We start from the raw sequence: 1329 nt of genomic DNA, 5'->3' as shown, positions 1-1329 counted from the left end.
TATGATGCGACCCTTTGTTAAGACAACTTTTTCAAAAACTTAAGATAGTTTTTTTTTAGTTTTATTTTCCAGTTTCCTGGCTAAAATCGGAGATAACTTTTGGCTCCTTAAAAAGCCGAAAAAGTTATTCTGATTTTATGCCACTTGTTTTTTGTAATACATTTTACTCGGTGTGCTATAATCTAACGATTGATGAAAACGTTCTTCATTATAGAATTCAAAATACTTTTTAAGTCCGTTGTACAAGCTAATTGTACTAGTATAGGCCTGCAAATATACATTTTCATATTTTACGGTTCTCCATAATCTCTCCACAAATATATTATCTATTGCTCTTCCTTTGCCATCCATGGATATTTTCACATCGTTGTCTATCAGTATTCTAGTGTGAATTTCACTAGTGTATTGACTGCCTTGGTCAGTATTGAATATCTCTGGTTTGCCATGTTTATCTATTGCCTCTTGCAATGTTTCTGCGCACCACTGAGCACTCATTGAGTTGCTAGTACTCCAATTTAAAACATATCGGGTATGTAAATCTATGATGGCACAAAGGTACATAAAGCCTTTATCCATGGGGATATAAGTAATATCGGTAGCCCACACTTGATTTTTATGTGTAATTTTTAATCCTTTCAATAAATACGGATATTTTTTATGCTCTTTAATGGCAATTGTGGTGCGTGGTGCTCTGTAAATGGTTTGCCAATTGGCTAATTTCATCAATCTTCGCACTCGTTTTTCGTTTACTTTAAAACCTTTTCCTTCAAGCCATACCGACATCTTTCGATAGCCATAAAACGGAGTTGCCGAATATTGAATTTTTAATAAATCCATTATTATTTTGTTTTCTTCCAATTCGTCTTTGGGTGAATAATAGAAACAGTTCCTGCTAACTAACAGCAACTTACATTGTTTAGAAATACTTAATTTCATCTTTGAATCAATCATTTTTTTTCTGTCTTCTAAGGAAACTAACGCAACTTTTTTTTTAGAAAATCGTTTTCCAATGTAAGCTGACCTATTCGCGCAAAAAGTTTTTCAGTTGGAATTTCATCTTTAACAACAACTGCTTTTTCTTGTGAAAAAACAGCAGAAATATTTTTTATGGCTTCTGCTTTCCATGACGAAATTTGAGTCGGTAATAACTCGTACTTCTTTGCTAAAACCTCAAGGGTTTCTTTTTCCTTTAACGCTTCTAAAACAACTTTTGCTTTAAATTCTTTTCCAAATACTCTTCTTGTTCTTGACATAATTATGCTAATTTAGGGTTTTTAATCCTATCTTAAATCTAAACAAAAAGTTGTACCGTTTTTGGGGAGCAGCATA

General features: G+C 32.7%; 2 protein-coding genes. Both read right to left on the bottom strand.

Features of this window, described 5'->3' with window-relative positions; translation table 11 throughout:
- Positions 1–135 precede the first annotated feature (135 nt).
- Complete coding sequence (locus RCH19_RS14700) at positions 136–951, bottom strand: IS3 family transposase (RefSeq protein WP_343023861.1); 816 nt, start codon at positions 949–951, stop codon at positions 136–138.
- 23 nt (positions 952–974) lie between these two features.
- Positions 975–1253: a transposase gene (locus RCH19_RS14695; RefSeq protein ID WP_074723558.1), complete on the bottom strand. Its 279-nt coding sequence runs from the start codon at positions 1251–1253 to the stop codon at positions 975–977.
- Positions 1254–1329 lie beyond the last annotated feature (76 nt).

Source organism: Flavobacterium sp. PL12 (assembly GCF_039123485.1).
GTDB lineage: Bacteria > Bacteroidota > Bacteroidia > Flavobacteriales > Flavobacteriaceae > Flavobacterium > Flavobacterium weaverense.
The sequence above is the reverse complement of the archived record's forward strand: the minus strand, read 5'-3'. Positions and strand labels throughout refer to the sequence as shown.

Coding starts and splice junctions, on each gene's coding strand:
- RCH19_RS14700 (WP_343023861.1), bottom strand. CDS start 951: ATGATTGATTCAAAGATGAAATTAAGTATTTCTAAACAATGTAAGTTG.
- RCH19_RS14695 (WP_074723558.1), bottom strand. CDS start 1,253: ATGTCAAGAACAAGAAGAGTATTTGGAAAAGAATTTAAAGCAAAAGTT.